Below are 17,150 nucleotides of genomic sequence, written 5' to 3' on the forward strand. Positions count from 1 at the left end.
CTGGGGGCGCTCTCAGTCCCGTTTTGCGCCCCGCCAATCGATTCCCACATCGAGTTTCAGCCGCAGCCGGTCCGCCAGTTGCGCGGCACCGTGTTGGATGTGCCGAATGTTGACAAGCTGATGTTCGAGCTTCGGCACCTTGTACCACCAGAACCCACTCTCGGGGCTCAGAATATCCATCGAATCGATCGCGTCATTCACCAGCCCATCGCAGAAATCCCAATACTGCAGAATCTGCTCGCGTGTGTGAGGATCCGGAATCGGCGGCAGGTCGCTCGTCGGATCGGGCGGCCCCGGGATGCAGTCGGGGCACTGGACGTTCGAGACCTGCTGCTCCCATGGCTGGAAGGATTCGGAATCGGGCTGGATATAAAGGTGCGTGAAGAAAAGCGTATGGTAAGCCAGTTGCCAGAATGTGTTTCGGTATTCCCGGCTGATCCACAGGTCATCCGGGCATGGCTCGACGCACTGGCGCAGCATCGCCAGTGCCGCGTGATATTGGCTCTTCAACACGTCGCGAAGCAGTTCCGTCTCGCTCATTGGAATCTCCTGTTTGTTGCAGATTACGCGTAAAGGAGAGCATGGCTGGAACAAGAGGACAAAGAGATTCTCTCGGTCATCGATCGGGCTGAATACCGATGTCGCGAAGACCTATTCCCAGCAGGCGATCGTCGTCTCCCAAACCGAGTGCAGAAGGCGATTGGGCATCCGGGAATCGCAGCACCAGCAGGCAGCGCCCTTCCTTGTCGGGACCGGGCACATGGAATGTCTCAACCTGGTCGGCGAAATCCGGCTGTTCGATACGGGAAATCTCCTCACCATTCCACTCGACGATCATCAGGAAGCGATGGGATTCCACGTTGGGGCTGTATGTGAATCCGCCAATCGAGATGAGCTTTGGACCTGGGCGATCATCTTTCCAGACGACGCGGGCAATCTTCTCCTCGCTCCACCGGAAGTCGCCCTCCGGGCCACTCCACCCCCAGTCGAAGAACAACTGGAAGTCATCCGCCGCACCGATGTGCCCAGTTTCCGGAAGTTCCGGGATTCTGAGAGGTGGAGCCGGCATGTGGAGCCCCCACAGCGCCTGCATGCGTCCCCAGTTCCAGAGTTCCGCGGTGCTTGCCTCCAGCCGATGAATGCGATTCCAACGCGCCGTTTCCTCGTCGAATGCTCCCCTGCCATTGATCAGCATGGAGAGCGTCGAGAGAATTGCGAATGAGCCCCAAACCAGCCACTTGTTGGAATCTCTTCGCGACGCGACATCCATCGATCGCACAAGACAGATCGTCAGGAAAGGTAAGGCGCCGGTCATGAGTCGCGCCCCGTAGCAATGGCCGCCCCACCAGACCGGCCAGCAACTGAGCAGCGCGAGGTGCAGTCCAAAGCCGGCCAGCCCGAGAATCGCTATGTGATCGAGAAAGGACTTCCGATATGCCAAGCCGATCGCGAACACCCACAGGAAAATCGGCGCCGTCACGAGCAGGCCACGTGAGGGACTGAACAGAACGCCAGGCAGTGCCTGCGGAATCGACTTGAGTGTCAGTCCGGAACCCTGGTGGAAGTAGTATGGGAGAGAACTCCCCGTCAGCGCGTGGTGGATGAATGCGAATCCGGCCGCCCAGCAAAGGCCGGCAATCACCGTCGCGAGAAGAAGATTTCGACGGTAGATTGCCTGCCAGCCAACAACCGCGATCACTCCCGTCAGATTAATCGGTCTCACGAGAACAGCCAATGCGAGTAGTGACCCGACCAGGATTCCATGAAGCGTTGGCCGTTTGGGTATGCGCTCAGACGTGACAAAAAGCAGGGCGCCCATCAGGAAGACGATGCCTGTGGTGTCCCCCCAAAGCGCACGGCTGGTTGTGGAGAACACCATCGTCCCAAATGCCACAACGAGCGCAGCCACCGCGGCCAGATGCAGCGGGAGACTCCGCGCGGCGAAGAGGTAGACGAGAAGAACGAAGAACGCACTGAGGAGAGCTGCCAGGTCGCGTTGGATCCGAGTCTCTCCGTCCTGATCGGGCGAGCCATCCTCGCTTCGGGCGCTGACGCCGCCAACATGATTCCACAGCCAAACCATCGGCACGAGAAGCATCGAGGTCGTTGGTGGGTAGCCGTAGTGAAGGTGTCCATTCTGCCAGGTCAGTTGGTACGACGGCGGGGGCGCAGCGGGGTTTCCTTCGGAATCGAAAAGCTGCGGAAAAGCACTGTCGAGTTCCAGCGTTCGCTCGGACATAAGAACTTCAGAGAGCAACACAGTGTAGCGCGTATCGGCTCCATCCTGGTGGACTGGGGCGGTACGAAAGACACACGCGCAGAGAAGAAAGACAAGGCATCCGACAATCCACTGGAGGCGGCGAGCTGCGCGGAGTTCTCCTGTTGGAATCCCGTCATCAGACATAGAAAAAACGTGCTGCCACGCTCCCCGGCGGGCAACGGCAAAGCCTTGAGGATTCCGTCGCAAGACTGAGTTTGGACGATGGAAAGAGGCGCTCTTCTTGCTTCTATTGATGGAATCATCCAAACGAGGAGTCGAAGATCAACATGGCGAAGTCCCAAGATCCAACAACCTCCGAACTGGTGGGCAAGAAAGCCCCGACCTTCACCCTCCCCGACCAGAACGGGAAGAAGCGCAAGCTGTCCGATTACAAGGGGCAGTGGGTTGTCCTATTCGCGTATCCGAAAGACGCCACACCGGGGTGTACAAAAGAAGCCTGCGGCTTTCGCGATGCGGCGGCGGACTTCAGGAAACTCGGCGCCCAGGTGCTCGGCATCTCAATTCTGGACACTGCCTCGAAGAAGAAGTTCGCCGACAAGCATGGCCTCAGCTATCCCCTGCTGGCGGACGAGGATCATGCCGTCGCGGAGAAGTACGGTTTCTGGAAGGAGAAATCAATGTACGGGAAGAAGTTCATGGGGATCAATCGCGAGACGTTTGTGATCGATCCGGAAGGCAAGATCGCCGCGCATTGGCAGAAGGCCAGCGGGAATGAGGCACACAGCGCGGAAGTGCTGGAGTGGATCAAGGCGAAGGTAGAGTGACTGCTTCTACGGCCTCAGGAGCCGATCAAGAAACTCGAAAACCCTGGCGAAGTTCGTGGGAGATTCGAATCGTTCTCCTCCATGTCCCGCGCCATCCAGTAGGTCGAGAGTGACCGAGTCCGCGCCGAGCACGGTTCTGAGCTTCTTGGCGAAGAAGATCGATTGCTCGACGGGAACGATGCCATCCTCAGTTCCATGCTGGACGAGGAAGGGCGGATTGTCGGGGGCGATGTAGGTTTCTGGGTTGGCCTTCGCAACAAGGTCAGGAACTTCCGTGATCGTTGCACCGAGCATGCTGCTTTCGGGCGAATCTGGAAGGCTGTGTGTCGGTTCGCCCTTGCCGCTCTCTTGGAAATGCTCATCCATCTCGAGGAAGTTCGTCGGACCGTACCAGTCGACAACAGCCTGGACCCGACTTGAGAACTCGCGATTCCCAAGCGACAGGTCTTCCAACTCTTCGACTCCCCCGCTGGTTCCGGCAAGCGCCGCAAGGTATCCGCCTGCGGAATCGCCCCAGATGCCAACCGCATCGGGCCTCACGCGAAACCGCTCTGAGTTCGCGCGAAGGAAGCGGATGGCTGCCTTCACATCCTGAATGTTCGCGGGGAAGATTGCTTCGCCACTGAGGCGATAGTTGATCGCGGCTGCCAGGTAGCCGGAAGCCACGAGTGCCTTCGCCCAAACGTGGGTGCTCGACTTGTCGCCGAACATAAAGGCACCGCCATGGACGAGGATGACGGCTGGAAATGGTCCCTGCCCGTCCGGCACGAAAACATCCATCTTCTGTGCAGAAGATTTGTCGGCGTACGGGATATCCGAAAGCACATTCTCGTTCTGGCGCATATTCCCATATTCCACATAAGGTCGCGCCGCGAATTGCACGCACCGTTTCCAATATGAACCAAACGATTGGTGAACCAATGGTCAACGCGTATTGGCCTGGATAGAACACACACCTCCGCCTCCTTGGAGCCCTTCACAGGATCGATGCCACTTGACGCACATTCCCCCATTGCGATATACGTTTAGGCGGAGGATGCGACATTACTTGTCGCACACAAACTGGAGGACGGGAGGTCTCCGCGGGGAGCGGAGATGTGCGTTCATGCTATCAGATAGACGGGAGTTCCTGAAGCAGCTCGGAGCCGTTACCGGGAGTGGCTTGCTGGGGACCGGATCTGCCTTTGCATCCGAGTCCAAGCATGGCCCGGCAGTCTCCGAGGATGCTGTGGGTGTGTTGGTTGACCTGACGCTCTGCATCGGGTGTCGGCTCTGCGAGCACGCTTGTAAGAAGGGCAATGGATTCGATGCAGGACCGGTCGAGAAGTACGATGACCAGTCCGTCTTTGCAGAACAGCGCCGCCCAGCGCCGGACGCTTACACGGTGATCAACGCCGAACCAAATCCGGAAGTGCCCGGCCAAGACGTTTACATCAAGACAAATTGCTTCCACTGCAATTACCCGGCCTGCGTGTCGGCGTGCATTGTTGGCGCATTGCACAAGACGGAAGCTGGTCCGGTTGTTTACGATGCCTGGAAGTGCATCGGGTGTCGCTACTGTATGGTGGCTTGCCCATTCCAGATCCCGGCCTATGATTATCACAATCCGCTGACGCCGGAAGTTCAGAAGTGCGAGCTCTGTCACGAGCGCCTCGAGGCCGGCGGAATGCCGGAGTGCGTAAAGGCCTGCCCGCGCGAGACAATGGTGTTCGGCAAGCGCACTGAGCTTATCAAGCTGGCCCACGAAAGAATTCGCAAGAATCCCGGCAAGTACATCGATCACGTCTACGGTGAGCACGAGGTCGGCGGAACGAGTTGGATGTACCTGTCGAGTGTGCCGTTCGAGGAGATCGGATTCCTCGATCTGCCGAAGGAAGCGCCCCCCGCGCTGACGGAGAAGATCCAGCACAGCGTCTTCAAGTACGGACTGCCGCCGCTGATGCTATACGCTCTCCTGGGCGGTGTCATGTACCTGACGAAGCCGCGCCAAGGATTTGCGCCACTGAAGAAGGAGACCCTGGAGGCACTGGAGAAGGGACCCGAGCCGGAAGCGGAGCCCGAGGCCAAGGCAACCAGGGAAGATCATCCGTGGGAGGAATGGGAGCACGATCACCCGCCGGATCATCACTTACATGCGCACGAAGAAGAACCGGCCCCGGTGAAGGGGAGATTCTTCACGCCTGGCGTCATGGTGTTGATCGCACTCGCTGCCACGGGTCTGTTCTTTGGCCTCAAGCGTTTCATCTTCGGCCTGGAATCCACGACGAACCTGGATCACCAGTACCCCTGGGGTCTGTGGATCGGAGTCGACGTGGCAAGCGGCGTTGCGCTGGCGGCGGGCGGTTTTACGACAGCGTTCCTTGCTCATATCATACATCGTGAAAGATATCACGCAATCGTCCGACCGGCACTCCTGACAGCGATGCTTGGTTACACGTTCGTCTGTCTGGGTCTCCAAGTAGACCTGGGGCGATACTACAACGTCTGGCACCCGATGTTCATGTGGCAGGGCAACTCCGTGCTCTTTGAAGTCGGCATGTGCGTGATGTGCTATCTGACAGTCCTCTACCTGGAATTCATGCCCATCGCGTGCGAGACTTTCATGGCTCAGGATCGCTTCCCACGGATCAAGAAACTTGCAACCTTCGCTTACGGCAAGGTGAACAAGATCATGTTCCTTCTGGTGATCGCAGGCGTCGTTCTTTCCTGCCTGCATCAGTCGTCACTGGGAACGTTAATGGTGATCGCGCCGTCGAAGCTGCATCCTCTCTGGTGGACGCCTCTGTCGCCGTTGCTCTTCCTTCTATCCGCGATCGCGGTCGGTTTCCCGATGGCTATCTGGGAATCGCTGCTCGCGAGCAAGTCATTCAAACTGAAGCCCGAAATGGACGTCCTTGGACCATTGGCGCGCCTTATTCCATTCACGTTGGGCGTGTACCTGATCATCAAGATCGGCGACATGATCTGGCGCGGGACCTATACGTATCTGGGCGATGGTTCAGTGGAGAGCATCTGCTGGATCATTGAAGTCGGTGCCGGTGTGATTCTGCCGATCGTCATGTTCGCCATACCGAAAGTCCGCCGCTCGCCGAAGTTGCTCTTCATCCCGGCGACGCTGGCCGTGCTTGGCGTGTTGTTCAATCGCGTGAACGTATTCGTGATCGGCTACAACCCGCCGTACACGGACAAGACGTACGTTCCGTCCATCGGAGAATTCGCCGTCACGATCGGGCTGATTGCCACGTTGATGCTGGTCTATCGCGTGATCGTCACTTTCTTCCCAGTCATCAGCCAGCCGAAGGCGAAGGTAGCCGCATGAGAGACATCAGACCACGTTACATTCTTCTGCTTGCCATGCTGGCAGTCCTGGGAGTGTTCGCTTCGTCGCAGCTTGTTCTTGCCAATTGCGATGAAGACGAACCGGCGGAGAAGGGTCCGGAGATCGTGATCCTGGACGAGTTGGAGAACGAATACGAGCCGGTTCCGTTCGACCACCTGGCGCACGCCCAGATGGCCCAGATGTGGCACGGATGCGTGACCTGCCATCACTACAGTCCGCACCCGGAGGACGCCTCCAGCACGGCAACAATAGTTCTTTCGGAAACGCCGCGGCAGGAAGAGTCCGCGCAATTCCCGGCCTGTAGTTCCTGCCATGAAGTCGGTCTGGATGAATCGGAAATCACTATGCCGGGCTTGAAGGGCGCCTATCACCGCCAGTGCCTGAATTGCCACAAGGAATGGATGCACGAGAACGCCTGCGTGATTTGCCACGAACCCAAGGATTCAGAAGTGGAGCCCATGCAACCGACGTCGGGAGACATCGTTGGCCGGATGCACCCGCCGATTCCCGAGCCTGGAGACGTGTACTACAAGACACGGTTCACGCCTGCAGATGGTGGAAACGTCCTGTTCCGCCACCAGGAACACACGACGCGATACGACATCCGGTGCGTCGATTGTCACTTTGAAGACAACTGCTCGCACTGTCACGGCTCGGAAGGCGATACAACAGCGCAAAAGCCCCTGAAGCCGGGCATGACATGGGATGAATCGCACGGACCCTGCATGGCCTGTCACAAGGATGATCGGTGTCAGCATTGCCACTTCCACGATGAGACCGATCCCCCACCGATGTTCAGTCACGAAATGACGGGGCAGGTACTCGACGAAGATCACGTGGAGATCGCGTGTTCGGAATGCCACATGAACTTGCGGTGCGATGAAGTGCCGTCTTGCGGTGGCGTTGCTTGCCACAATGAAAAGCCCATCGAGTATCCAACAGATCTGCCAGGGCCAGTCCTGACGCCGACTCCATCGCCGACGCCTCTGCCACCCGTGCGAGGAACCGAAGAAGCAGATGGACAGCCAGATGCGCCGGCTGCAGAGGGAGGCGGTCTATGAACGCCTCCACGATACGGCAATTATTCGGAATCGCGTGCTTGCTGATGCTTGTCTCTGCAGCCCGAGTCTATGCCGTCGACAAACCGACAGAAGCGGTCGATCCCGGTGGCTGCGTCACAACCGAGTGTCACGGAGAAGTCGAAGACTATGCCGTGCTACACGGTCCGGTCGGCGGTCTCACGTGCGATGCATGTCACGAAGTCGTCAGCGTCGAAGAACACACCTTCCGACTCTGGCGAGAGGGCGAGAAGCTCTGCACCTATTGTCACGAGTTCGATACCGGCCTGCTGCCTGTTGTGCACTACCCGGTCACGGCCGGCGAGTGCCTCGGTTGCCACAATCCCCACGGCGGACCGGATCATGCACTGAGTCGCGAAGAGACAATGGCGGATACGTGCGGCCGTTGCCACGAGAGCGTTTCCTACGGCAAGGAATTCATGCACGACCCCATCATGAAGGGCGAGTGCACGAATTGCCACCGTCCCCACGCGTCGAGATTCCCGATGCTGCTGGACATTGTCGGCGACGACTTGTGCCTGGCTTGCCACAAGGACTTCGGCAAGGATATGCAGCAGATTAAGTTCCGGCACGAAGCACTGGATGAGGGCTGTGAAGCCTGTCACGATGTGCATGCTTCCAACTACCCGTCGGGTCTTTCGCTTTCGATCGCTGATGGCTGCCTGCAATGCCATGAGGATGTGCGCGAAAGCACTCTAGCAGATGTGAAGCACCCATCCGTGGTCGATGAACGCGCCTGTCTGTCATGCCACACGGCGCACGGTGGGGACCTGGATGCTCTGATGCGCGACGAGCCCGTTCGCGTCTGCATGGATTGCCACGACGAGAAGATCGAGAAGGACGGCGTGGAACTGATGACCGCGATGGTGCGCATCAACGATCCGTCGCGCTTCAAGCACACGCCGGTGGCGGAAGGCGAATGTGGAGGCTGTCACACGATTCACGGTGGCGATCAGGTCGCGCTACTGCAGAGTGCCTACTCGACAGATTTCCACCAGCAATTCTCCCCCGAGAACTATGATCTCTGCTTCGAGTGTCATGACGAACGCCTTGTGCAGGAAGAGAACGTCGGCGATCTGACTGGGTTCAGAAACGGCGAACGAAATCTGCACTTCGTCCACGTGGCGGAGGGTGAGGACTTCGCCCGCAACTGCAGAGTCTGCCACGGCGTACACACATCCACGTACCCGATGTTGATTCGCGACAAAGTTCCCTACGGCAATTGGATGATGCCGATTCGGTTCGAAAAGACCGAGACCGGCGGAACCTGCATGACGGGCTGTCACACGGACTACGCGTATGATCGCGAGCATCCAGTCGATTCGACAACGCTGATCGCCGCCGATTCGCCGCGTCTGCCACGAGCGGATAAGGATGAGCCGGTACTTGCCATGTTCACGGGGATGAACCTCGACGGAGAAGTCGTTGAGGTTCCCGACGGAAACCGTCCGAGCATCATCATGTTCCTGCGCGGTGGCCAGCCACAAAGCCAGCAGATGATGGAAACGGTTGCGGCAGAGAGCAGCGCCCTTCAGCCGGCGCAGATCGTTGCCATCTTCAGCGGCGAGACGGCCGGTGAGCAGGCAGAACCATACGCCGGCACAAGCAGCGCCCCCTGGCCAATCCTGATTGATCCGGAGTACCATCTCTCCAGCATGCTGGGCGTTGAGGTCTGGCCCGCAGCGTTCATTGTGCAGTCGGATGGCGTCCAGATTGCACACATCGGCGGAGCGCCTCTTTCCCTGGCGGTCTCGCTCGAATCCTACATCCAACTGGCTCGTGGCGAGATCGATCGCGAAGCCGTTCGCCAGCGTTTGGCTTCGAACCAAGTCATCGGCGACGGGTCCGCCAAGAGCGCCATCTGGCACCTGCAGATGGGCGGCAAGCTGCTTGATGAAGGAAAGCCGGAAGAGGCTCGTGCAATGTTTGCAAAGGGCCTCGAACTGGATCCGGAGTCGGTGGATCTGAAGGTTAAGATGATCAGCACGCTCGCGGAACTTAAGAATGCGAAGGATGCTATCAACCTTCTGGATCGCTTGCCCGAGGATGCACTGCCGGAGTGGCAAACGAATCTGCTTCGCGGCCAGGTCATGGCAGCCGTCGGCCAATGGGATGAAGCTCGTCGCCTTGCTGTTGAAGTCCTGAAGCAGCGCCCGAATCTCGGCGATGCGCACTACCTGATGGGCATGGTGTACGAGCAGAACAAGCAATTCGAACTGGCCGCTGAAGAGTACCGCGCAGCAATCAAGGCAGGGGGACGCTAACAGCGCCCCCACTCATTACGGGCGCGATTCCCTGGAGGATTCCCTCCGGCGGAATCGCGCCCTCTTTTGGATTTCCCCGTTCCAGCACTTTGGAGTTCTGATTGCTCTCTGTAATAGTCTTATCCCCTCGGGGTTGCATTGGCTCGGCGAGTGTGACAGGATCGCACAACCTGACGAAGAATGCACTCAAGGAGAGCGATATGTCGGACATTACGCTGGAACAAGCACACGAAGTCCTGATGGCGGCCGTCGCAGCATCGAACGAACTGGGACTGAAAATGGACGTCGCCGTCGTGGATGCCGGGGCGAACTTGAATGCCTTTGCGCGCATGGATGGAGCCTGGCTCGGCAGCATCGATATTGCGATCAAGAAGGCTCGCACTGCCCGGTTCTTCGATATGCCGACGGGAGCGATCGGCGAACTATCGCAACCGGGAGGTTCGCTCTACAACATCGAGCACTCAAATGGCGGGCTGATCACCTTTCCCGGCGGCCTACCCATCAAGAATCCCGCGGGCGAAGTTATTGGGGCCATCGGAGTCTCCGGCAGCACCGTCGTGAACGATCACGCCGTGGCATCGGCAGGTATAGCGGCGGTCTCCTGTTAGGGATCAACGAGAGAAGCCCCTCCCGGGAATCAGGAGGGGCTTCTTTCCTGCTTCTGTTTCGCGGTGCGTCTTACGCCCAGTCGGCCATGCGTCGCTCCGGCACAACATAGGCCATCGATTTTGCTTCCTGCGGCGTCATCGCAGGGTTGCGATACTTGAGGCCGAAGATCTTCGCGACGTTCTCGAACGCGTCTGTGTTCTTGATCAGGCCATTGAAACCATCCTGGCCTGGCCCGACGGCTGCCAGAACGACCATGTCCTGCGTGTGGTTGCAGCCGGTGAATCCAACGCCATTGTGATTGCCGAGAACCTGAGCAAAAATACCTGAGAATCCGCGTTCGAGCTCGTTGACTTCGCCAACGTCCTTGCCCTTTGCGCGATCGAGAATGAGTTGGCATTCATCGAGCGGAAGCTCTATGCCCCAGCCATCCTGGATCATTCCCTTCACAGATTCGGCGGTCGCATCGTTGGACTTCTTCAGTCCCCACTCCAGACCGTCGAAGGAACGCTTTGCCTTCGCAATCCGTTCGAAGAATTCCGTGCTGTCACCGTAGTAACTGCCCATGCCATTTAGGCCCGGATTTGAGTTTCCATGATCGCTCGTTACGATGATCAGCGTGTCGGGGTAGTTCTTCTGGAACTCGAGAGCGATCTCGATCGCGTCGTCGAATGCCAACTGATCCCAGAGCGTGGCTGCGATGTCATTGCCGTGCGCTGCGTGATCGACACGCGCGCCTTCGACCTGCAGCAGAAAGCCCTTCGGGTTCTTCGCGAGCCGATCGAGCGCTTCCTGCGTCATCTCGGCGAGCGTCGGAACGGTCTCCTGCAGTTCCTTGCTGTGATTCTGATCGATCGTGTAGGGAACATGGCTCTTGTCGAACACTCCAAGTAGCGGCTTGTCTTTCGGTGCACCAAGCATTGCCTTCTTCTCGCGAACGACCGCATAGCCGGCGGCTTCGTAGGCACCCGCAACGTCGTCCTTGTTCATGCGACGCATCTCGGGGAAGAAATGCCGCGCTCCCCCGCCAAGGATGACATCGACCTTGTCGATGTACTGCGGAGCGATCAGGTCTTCGTCATCGCGAGAAGACTGCACTGCGCCAAAGCCGGCAGGCGTCGCGTGCGTGACGCGTGCCGTCGTGACCAACCCGGTGCCGACGCCCTGCTCCTTCAGCAAGTGATGAATCGGGCGCAACTCACGACCGTCCGGCAGCACATTGATCGATCCGTTGAAGACGCGGGTTCCGGAACCCAACGCCGATGCAGCGGCCGCCGAGTCCGTAACGAGTGAACTCAACGAGTGCGTCTCGCAGAATCCATGGGCGACCTTGTGATCCTGCAGCAGTTCAGCGAACTTCGTTGGCTTATTGCGCGCGATTTTCGAGAACTCCTCGGCCATCGACGGGACGCCAATGCTCATGCCATCGGAGATCATAAAGATCACGCGGCGGGGCTTCCCCCCAGCAGGCGGGTTCAGACTGGCTCTGCCTTTCTCTTCGGCAGCCATTGCCGTCGGCGCGATCGCCAAAGCGGCGGCCCCCATCGACGCGTTCTTCAGAAATTGTCTGCGTGTGGACATCAAGTTCCTCCCTATCGGAGAGATAATATGGGCATTTTGAAAGATTTCGATCTGGCGACGGCCTGCAATCAGCGGCCATTTCAACGCGGCATTGAGGACCAACTGCCCCGCGGGTTCAACCCATATCGGAACCCGCAGAATCGGCCACTACTCATTGAAGACCGAGCCAAACGAGGAGAAGATAGGCCAGCCCGACGCCGAGTTCCGAGAAACCCACGGCCTTTGCGGTTGGCAGCAGCTTCGGCACGGCCATTCCCACGACGGCCCGTGTAGCCAGCAGCACCCCCGCGGCCACGACCGTAATCCCGAGATCCCCCCGGGCCCATCCTGCCAGCACGATCAGCAGAATCGCGACATGGATCGCGTGGACGGGCCACTGAGCGGGCGATGCTTGAGTGCCCTTTCCGCCCAGCCGATACCGCACGTACGGAATGGTGCCGACTTGGCGCAACGCCAACAGCCCCCACGCCCATGCGGCGACGGCCCAGGTTCCTCCCCCCGACACGACGATGGCCGCAGCCAGTCCCGTGGGGGACAGCGCGCCAATGAGTTCCACCGACAGCGCACGCGCGCCGAGTTTGACGCTCAGGTGGAAGAACGCCATTCCCAGCACCGCTCCTACCGCCAGCGGAACAATTACCGCGAGCGGCTGCTCCCCTGCCGACAGAGCCGCACCCGCCAGCGCCGCCGTCGCGATCGCGAACCCAATGGCAATGGCTCGCCCCGGACCGCCGAATCGCTGGGCCCGGCGAATCGCCTGGCCAGCCCAGAATCCCGTCACACCCGAGGCCGCCAGCAGCGCCCCCGCCCCCGTCGGCGCCAGCAGCAGACCAAGCACGATGGGCTCAGCCAGCGCCACGGTCGCGCCGTGTTCGCTCGGCAACATCACGCGCCGCAACGTCTGTGTGAACGCTCGATTCATCGGGTCCCAAACGAAAGAGGCGGGCACGTGGCCCGCCCCCTCCGGCGAAAGTCATGCGGGTGAACTTGTAAGCCGAATCCTGTACCCGCCCGAGGGCGGATTGCGGTCATTCATCTTGGGCCGATGTCACCATCGGCCTCCAGCGACCTACCCGAGAGTCCCGCGGCAGTGCCGCATCGAGCCGGGCCGGCTCTGCTCTCCTATTTGGTCTTGCACCGAGTGGGGTTTAGCCGGCCGCCCCGTTGCCGGGACGCCGGTGCGCTCTTACCGCACCTTTTCACCCTTGCCTGTGCTCTTGCGAGCCATCGGCGGTGTTGTTTCTGTGCCACTTTCCGTCGGGTTACCCCGCCTTGCCGTTAGCAAGCACTCTGCCCTGTGGTGTTCGGACTTTCCTCCCGCGCCGAAAGGCGCCGGCGACCGCACCGTCCACCCGCGGCGAGAAGCGTGCGTGCAACGCCCGCAGCTTGGCAAGCAGAAGTGGGGAGGGGAATTGACGACACTGATTCTGCGACGGAACATTTCTCCATGAACGGGAACGAGGAAACTAACTCAAGATCGCAGTTTGATCGGCTTCGAGTCTTTCTAGGAGTCGAGGGACTTCGCCGGATCCCATGGGCCATGGGCATTGTCTGCTCGGCATTCCTGATCATCGGCGGCATCACCGCCATCGCTGCGGGGGGACGGAGTTGGATCAACTGGAGCGGCGGCGCATACTTCGGATCGTACTTCTCCGCCAGCATCCTGCTCTACGCCTTCTTGTTCTGTCTCGTTCAGTTCTTGCTGCACGGCTGGAAGCGCCGCGCCGTGTGGCAGATCGTCTTGCTGATCCTATTCGCCTCTGTCCTGCTCGTATTCCACTTCTGCTTCCTGGACAAGGTCCGAGGCGTTGTCATCTGGCCAATGTGAGACGGTGCGTTCGGCCGGCGGCAGGTTCTTTATCCTCACGGCTCATAAGGCTGCGAAAGCACCTCGACTCGTTCCAGGTAAATTGAACTTCCGACGTCCAACAATTGCTGCGATGGGTTTGCGAGCAGGTCGAAGGAGCAGAGCAGGCTTCCGCCCGATCCCATGTTCGGTGGGAAGAAGACGGTGTACTGCTTTGAGTTTCCCACGGTCGGAAGGTCGGCGGCCGAGCCCGTTGCGGCGATGTTCGTGTATTGGCTCGCGCGGAAGCGCGATTCATTCAGGCGCAAGCGGAACTCGGGGACTTTCTGCGGATCCTCGATGTCCGTTCCCACGGTAAAGACGGCCCAGTAGCGACGACCCGATTCGATCGCGACGTTGTTGGACGAATTGAGCGATGAACCCCAGAAGCCAAATTGGAAGTCATCCGTGTCCGCAATGCTAATGCCAAGACGCCGGTTCGCGGCATCGTACGCGAAGGTCGGTTCAGCGAAGACGCCTGGAATCGTGTACGATTTCCAACCATCTTGCCCTTGAAGGAAGGGGTATTCGCGGTCGACGAGCGTGCTCGCCACAAACGGATCAGACATCGATTTGAGATCGACACGATCAAGCATCACCGTCGCCGTCGCCGAGTCCTGCGGATAGAAGTTCAGCATGTCGAAGTAGCACCGGAAAATCGAATCGTGTTCGTCGGATTGGAAGATGAGTGGGTAGTCGCGCCCTCCAGGCGTTGGCGAGAATGCCCCGTCGAAATTCGATTCGATCAAGAGGACCTCTGATTTTCCACCTCCCCCGGTTGTTGTGCGCATCCGAATCTGCGGGGAACGACTGCGATCTGGTCCGTTCGCCGCGACTCGGAAAGTGGCGACATAAATCGAGGTGCCCGGTTCGCCCGCCAGTCTCTCCGTATCCATCCGAGTCGGCATTTTGCCGGGCGCTACGATCTCGTAGGCGGGCGATTGCCAGATGCCCACCTGATTCGTGTTGTCCGTCGCCGTTGTGTCCAGCGTCCCCGGCTCACCCGGCGTGTTACCGAACACAGGCGAGGAAAAGCCGGGATACCCAAATGGCTGCCAGCCCTCTCGTCCAATGGCGAATTCGTAGGACTTGTGCCGGACTGACCCCAGGTTCTCGAACCACGCAACCCGATCGTCGTTTTCGGATGCAGAGAGAACGTCCTTGTCCCCATCGCCATCCAGATCCACGGCGAGCACCGACCTGGGCAGTCTGAGGTTGGTGGAGATGGTTTGCTGGGAACTGAAGGTTCCCGCTCCATCGAGGTTCTCGTACCATGCAATGCGGCCATCTGTACGGGAAGAGGAAAGAACGTCTTCGTCCCCGTCGCCGTCGAGGTCGGCAGCAAAGACCGAGTTGGGGTGATGGGCGTATACTGTGATGGTCTGCTGAGGGCCAAATGCCCCCTTTCCGTCGGTGTTCTCATACCATGCGATGCGGTCATCCCAAGAGGAGGCAGAAAGGACGTCGAGATCGCCATCGCCGTCGAGGTCCGATCCAAAGACGGAATTGGGGCCTTCGGGCTCGAGGGAGATGATCGCTCCAGGGCCGAAGTTCCCCTTTCCATCCGTATTCTCGTACCACACCACTCGGTCCTTTTGGTAGAAAGCGGCAAGGAGGTCGAGATCGCCATCGCAGTCCAGGTCCGCAGCAGAAACCGAGAAAACCACATAGGCCATAGTGGTGATGATCCGCTGGGGTCCAAAGGTCCCTTTCCCATCGATGTTCTCGTACCAGTAGATCCGGTCTTCCTGATAGGAGGCAGAGAGAACGTCGATATCCCCATCATCGTCAAGGTCTGCCGCGAGGATCAAAGAAGCGGTATCGGAGTCAGCGATGATTTGTGCCGGACCGAAGGTCGCTGCTCCGTCGATGTTTTCATACCACACGATCCGGTCATCCCAACCGGATGCCGAGAGGACGTCGTCGTCGCCGTCACCATCCAGGTCTGCCACAATGAGCGAATCAGCATAATCGATGTCGGTGGCGACTATTTGCTCGGGACCAAACGTCCCAGCCCCATCAACGTTCTCGTGCCACGCGATGTGATTGCCGCTGTAGGAGAGAGAAAGCACATCGAGATCCCCGTCGTCGTCAAGGTCTGTAACGGCCATGCAATGGGCTTTCCGGGCGAAGGTCGAGAGGATGTGCTGAGAGCCAAAGGTCCCCGCTCCATCGGTATTCTGGCACCAGGAGATTTCGCCCTCCCACGACTCGGCAGAGAGAATGTCGATGTCTCCGTCTCCATCCAGATCCGCCGCGAAGATGGAGTCGGCACCGGCGGGAATGGAGGTGATCGTCTGTCGAGGACCGAACGTCCCAGTCCCGTCGATGTTCTCGTACCACATGGTCCGACCATATTGGGAAGCGGAAAGGACGTCCTTGTCGCCATCGCCATCCAGGTCCGCCGCGAGAACGGAAAGGCAGCGATTTGCGGCGATCGTGATGGTCTGCTGGGGTCCGAAGGAACCTTCTCCGTCGATGTTCTCATACCATGCGACGCGATCGTCTTCATAGGAACCGGATAGAACGTCGATGTCCCCGTCGCCATCAAGGTCTGCTGCGAAGACGGATTCGGCACGATCTGCAGAGCTGGTGATGGTCTTCTGGGGGCCGAAGGTCCCCGCTCCGTCAATGTTCTCGTACCATGCAATGAGGTCATCGTTTTCGGACGCGGAGAGAACGTCGGCGTCCCCGTCGCCGTCCAGATCCACTGCAAAGACAGATGGGGGGGCATCTGTGGCCCTGGTGATAGTCCTCTCGGAACCAAAGGTCCCATTCCCATCTATGTTCTCATACCATGCAATTCGGTCGCCAGCATATAAGGCTGACAGTACGTCGAGGTCTCCGTCGCCGTCGAGATCTGCCGCGAAGATAGATTCGGCGTAATCGGCGCTGGTTGTGATAGTTCTTCGGGGACCAAAGGACCCTGCTCCGTCGATGTTCTCATACCACGCAATGCGATCGTCAGCCGGAGAGGCGGAGAGAACATCGATATCTCCATCGCCATCGAGATCTGCCGCCAATACTGAATCGGCACGAGTGGTTTCATAGGCAATGGTCCGCTGGGGCCCGAAGGTTCCCCCCCCATCCAGGTTCTCGTACCAAGCAATGTGGTCGTAATTCCCGGTGCCGAAGAGGATGTCAAGATCCCCATCGCTGTCCAGGTCCGCCGCGATGACCGAACGCGGAGCTCCCAGACTCGGGCCTACGACATTTTGCATGGGACCGAAGGTCGTTTGTCCCCGTGATAGGGCCGGGAGCATGGAAGCCAGAATGGCGATCAGGATATAGCAGCGAATCCGACTCGTAAACAGCATGATTACCTCTCTCCAAATCGTCCCGAGCAACATGATCGGAACGATTTTCAATCCTTCTCCTTCCGCTTCGTC

General features: G+C 59.0%; 12 protein-coding genes, 1 other RNA gene and 1 pseudogene. 7 read left to right on the plus strand and 7 right to left on the minus strand.

Annotated features, from left to right (window positions below):
* Positions 1-12: 12 nt before the first annotated feature.
* Positions 13-540 (minus strand): DinB family protein, encoded by a 528-nt coding sequence (locus KQI84_15610; protein MCB2156301.1) that lies wholly within the window; start codon positions 538-540, stop codon positions 13-15.
* Positions 541-616: 76 nt separating this feature from the next.
* Complete coding sequence (locus tag KQI84_15615; GenBank protein ID MCB2156302.1) at positions 617-2,239, minus strand: hypothetical protein; 1,623 nt, start codon at positions 2,237-2,239, stop codon at positions 617-619.
* Between the two features lie 308 nt (positions 2,240-2,547).
* Here KQI84_15615 and bcp point away from each other — a divergent pair, with 308 nt between their 5' ends.
* Positions 2,548-3,045: a thioredoxin-dependent thiol peroxidase gene (gene bcp / locus KQI84_15620; GenBank protein ID MCB2156303.1), complete on the plus strand. Its 498-nt coding sequence runs from the start codon at positions 2,548-2,550 to the stop codon at positions 3,043-3,045.
* A 6-nt stretch (positions 3,046-3,051) separates the two neighbouring features.
* On the opposite strand, the gene KQI84_15625 is transcribed toward bcp, so the two are convergent.
* Positions 3,052-3,888, minus strand: coding sequence for an alpha/beta hydrolase (locus tag KQI84_15625; protein ID MCB2156304.1), 837 nt, complete (start codon positions 3,886-3,888; stop codon positions 3,052-3,054).
* Between the two features lie 262 nt (positions 3,889-4,150).
* Between KQI84_15625 and KQI84_15630 the strand changes: the two are divergent.
* From KQI84_15630 to KQI84_15650, 5 genes and pseudogenes are all read left to right on the plus strand, one after another.
* Positions 4,151-5,026 (plus strand): annotated as a pseudogene (locus KQI84_15630) (4Fe-4S dicluster domain-containing protein).
* Positions 5,012-6,364, plus strand: a complete 1,353-nt coding sequence (gene hybB, locus KQI84_15635) for a Ni/Fe-hydrogenase cytochrome b subunit (protein MCB2156305.1) — start codon at positions 5,012-5,014, stop codon at positions 6,362-6,364. Before KQI84_15630 ends, hybB begins: the two are co-directional and overlap by 15 nt.
* Positions 6,361-7,446, plus strand: coding sequence for a cytochrome c family protein (locus KQI84_15640; GenBank protein ID MCB2156306.1), 1,086 nt, complete (start codon positions 6,361-6,363; stop codon positions 7,444-7,446). Before hybB ends, KQI84_15640 begins: the two co-directional genes overlap by 4 nt.
* A complete protein-coding gene (locus KQI84_15645; protein ID MCB2156307.1) occupies positions 7,443-9,728 on the plus strand; it encodes a cytochrome c3 family protein in 2,286 nt (761 codons plus the stop codon). The genes KQI84_15640 and KQI84_15645 overlap by 4 nt, the downstream gene beginning before the upstream one ends.
* A 200-nt stretch (positions 9,729-9,928) precedes the next feature.
* Complete coding sequence (locus KQI84_15650) at positions 9,929-10,336, plus strand: heme-binding protein (GenBank protein ID MCB2156308.1); 408 nt, start codon at positions 9,929-9,931, stop codon at positions 10,334-10,336.
* Positions 10,337-10,406: 70 nt separating this feature from the next.
* Here KQI84_15650 and KQI84_15655 read toward each other — a convergent pair whose 3' ends face one another.
* The 3 genes from KQI84_15655 to rnpB form a co-directional block, all read right to left on the minus strand.
* Positions 10,407-11,915, minus strand: coding sequence for an alkaline phosphatase (locus KQI84_15655; protein ID MCB2156309.1), 1,509 nt, complete (start codon positions 11,913-11,915; stop codon positions 10,407-10,409).
* 151 nt (positions 11,916-12,066) lie between these two features.
* Complete coding sequence (locus tag KQI84_15660) at positions 12,067-12,864, minus strand: hypothetical protein (GenBank protein ID MCB2156310.1); 798 nt, start codon at positions 12,862-12,864, stop codon at positions 12,067-12,069.
* A gap of 25 nt (positions 12,865-12,889) precedes the next feature.
* Positions 12,890-13,270, minus strand: an RNA gene (gene rnpB / locus KQI84_15665) — RNase P RNA component class A.
* Positions 13,271-13,455: 185 nt separating this feature from the next.
* Between rnpB and KQI84_15670 the strand changes: the two genes are divergently transcribed.
* Positions 13,456-13,743 (plus strand): hypothetical protein, encoded by a 288-nt coding sequence (locus KQI84_15670; protein MCB2156311.1) that lies wholly within the window; start codon positions 13,456-13,458, stop codon positions 13,741-13,743.
* Positions 13,744-13,778: 35 nt separating this feature from the next.
* Here KQI84_15670 and KQI84_15675 read toward each other — a convergent pair whose 3' ends face one another.
* Positions 13,779-17,078: a VCBS repeat-containing protein gene (locus KQI84_15675; GenBank protein MCB2156312.1), complete on the minus strand. Its 3,300-nt coding sequence runs from the start codon at positions 17,076-17,078 to the stop codon at positions 13,779-13,781.
* Positions 17,079-17,150 lie beyond the last annotated feature (72 nt).

This window comes from bacterium, from assembly GCA_020444065.1.
Taxonomy (GTDB): Bacteria; Sumerlaeota; Sumerlaeia; order SLMS01; family JAHLLQ01; genus JAHLLQ01.

Bases quoted from the DNA above. Each gene is read 5' to 3' on its own strand.
- KQI84_15610 (MCB2156301.1), bottom strand. From the start codon at position 540: ATGAGCGAGACGGAACTGCTTCGCGACGTGTTGAAGAGCCAATATCAC.
- KQI84_15615 (MCB2156302.1), bottom strand. From the start codon at position 2,239: ATGTCCGAGCGAACGCTGGAACTCGACAGTGCTTTTCCGCAGCTTTTC.
- bcp (MCB2156303.1), top strand. From the start codon at position 2,548: ATGGCGAAGTCCCAAGATCCAACAACCTCCGAACTGGTGGGCAAGAAA.
- KQI84_15625 (MCB2156304.1), bottom strand. From the start codon at position 3,888: ATGCGCCAGAACGAGAATGTGCTTTCGGATATCCCGTACGCCGACAAA.
- hybB (MCB2156305.1), top strand. From the start codon at position 5,012: ATGTACCTGACGAAGCCGCGCCAAGGATTTGCGCCACTGAAGAAGGAG.
- KQI84_15640 (MCB2156306.1), top strand. From the start codon at position 6,361: ATGAGAGACATCAGACCACGTTACATTCTTCTGCTTGCCATGCTGGCA.
- KQI84_15645 (MCB2156307.1), top strand. From the start codon at position 7,443: ATGAACGCCTCCACGATACGGCAATTATTCGGAATCGCGTGCTTGCTG.
- KQI84_15650 (MCB2156308.1), top strand. From the start codon at position 9,929: ATGTCGGACATTACGCTGGAACAAGCACACGAAGTCCTGATGGCGGCC.
- KQI84_15655 (MCB2156309.1), bottom strand. From the start codon at position 11,915: ATGTCCACACGCAGACAATTTCTGAAGAACGCGTCGATGGGGGCCGCC.
- KQI84_15670 (MCB2156311.1), top strand. From the start codon at position 13,456: ATGGGCATTGTCTGCTCGGCATTCCTGATCATCGGCGGCATCACCGCC.
- KQI84_15675 (MCB2156312.1), bottom strand. From the start codon at position 17,078: ATGCTGTTTACGAGTCGGATTCGCTGCTATATCCTGATCGCCATTCTG.